Genomic DNA, 1,909 nt, shown 5'->3' on the forward strand with positions numbered 1-1,909 from the left:
TGCTGGTACACGAAAGCAACGACACGGATTTGTGGATTGCCTACAACCGGGCCAGTGGCGCTCGCCTCTCCGCCATGGAACACCTGGTGCCCGAGCAAATGTTCTCAACGGAAGACAACCCGGCTCATGGTATTAGCGCGGTCAAAGCCATTCAGATTGCTGCCGCCGAAGGCCAAAAAATCTGGACCATTACCCAAGCCAACCTTTCTACTGCACTGGCCGAAATCAATCTACCCAGCGAGGTTGAAAGCGATATTCGCAACTCGGTTTATGCCGGTATGGAAGTGACCGCTCATGAACAACCCGTGAACTTTTATGGCAGCAGTCAGGTGGGTTATATCGTACTGGACCCGGAAACCGGGGCAGGTGGGTATTTGATTGGGAGTGGGGAGAATGGGGGATTCTTGATTATTTCTCTATTTGCTAGTGCACTAATTTCGGTAATAGGAATATACTTATTATCAGCTGCCATTCTCCCTTTCCTTACTGGTCTGTTTCTCGGAATCGGGTTTACGTTGTTTTTATCATCAGCCATTGCGATATGGTTGAAAGGAGACCTTGACCTTCTTTTGTTTAGTTATTTTAGAGCGGTGGCAGCTTCAATCACTTTGATTTTTGTTGCAACAGAAGCTGCTGCTGTGGTAGCAATAGGATCAATTATTGGTCTGATTGTTAGTGGGATTTCTAAGGCGATATTTGGATGAATATTTTGAGAATTCATGTGTATGTAGCCGGAGGGTTTGTTGTGTTTTTTTTAGCTCTTTGGGTTTTTGGATTTAAAGAATATATTAAATATTTTTTAGGTTTTTATTTCATGGTGGAGTTTTTTATATACGTCATAAATAATGATGAATATTAAGGCACCTCTGATTTTCTCGATATACACCTGTCACCCTGAGGCAGCTTCACAGCTGTCCGGTTTAATTTTCAACCGCAAGAAAGGAGCCCGGTTCCCACGCCGTTTCCGGTAAAATGAGGATTATCACAAACATCATTTCGAGGAACCGGGCATGGCTCATGTTAACACCGTACTGGCTCAACTGCTCAACTGCTCCACTTTGTCCCGCGTCATTCGTTTCAAAAACTGGTCGACCAGTATCAGGGAGATAAACACACCCGTTCACTGACTTGCTGGAACCAATTCGTGGCCTTGTTGGTTGGCCAATTGACCGGAGCCAATTCTCTTCGACGACTGATTGAACAACTCGATGTCCACTCTCAACGCCACTACCACCTCGGATTACAATCCGTTCGAAAAAGCACTTTGGCAGATGCCAATCACAAGAGACCAACGGCTGCGTATTACGGTCTTTTCTTTCACTTGTTATCCCGCTTGAGCAAACAAAAAGGTCTGGCGGAAGTTGCAGGCCAGGTCCAGTTGATCGACTCAACGACGATCAGCCTGTGCCAATCCCAATATCAGTGGGCCAGCTTTCGTCAGCAGCAAAGCGGCATCAAAATCCACCTGCTTTATGATCCCAACGCCCAAACGCCGATCTACTTTGAGATGACCCCTGGCAGAGTCAGTGATAGTCGAGCCATAACGCAACTCTCTGTATTTAAAGGGGTTACCTACGTGTTTGACCGAGCCTATAACGGTGGCCAATGGCTGGAGAGGCTGGTGGATAACGGGTGTTTGTTGGCAGAATGAAGAAAGACATGATCTACGAGATCGTCGAGACGAACCAGCCAGAAGGGAAAGGCGTGGTAAGGGACGAGCAGATTCGTGTCATTTACAAGACCCGCCAGTGGCTAAAAGACCAGACTCTGAGACGCATCGTGTTTCATCGTAAACGCTCAAACAACCCCATCTACCGATTTAAATAACGGCCGCTTTCATATTCTCAGGCAGCAGTTTTTCGATGTCTTCCACGGTTTCGCATAACGGCAACTGGGCAAACACTCTCCG

The 1,909-nt window shown here is 46.9% G+C and carries 1 protein-coding gene and 1 pseudogene; both read left to right on the forward strand.

Features of this window, described 5'->3' with window-relative positions:
• Nucleotides 1-704 (forward strand): annotated as a pseudogene (locus tag WG929_RS20820) (hypothetical protein); the annotation flags it as partial.
• Nucleotides 705-1,048: 344 nt separating this feature from the next.
• Nucleotides 1,049-1,651 (forward strand): IS4 family transposase, encoded by a 603-nt coding sequence (locus WG929_RS20825; protein WP_416207600.1) that lies wholly within the window; start codon nt 1,049-1,051, stop codon nt 1,649-1,651.
• Nucleotides 1,652-1,909: the final 258 nt, after the last annotated feature.

This window comes from Oceanobacter antarcticus, assembly GCF_044962685.1.
GTDB lineage: Bacteria > Pseudomonadota > Gammaproteobacteria > Pseudomonadales > Oceanobacteraceae > Oceanobacter > Oceanobacter antarcticus.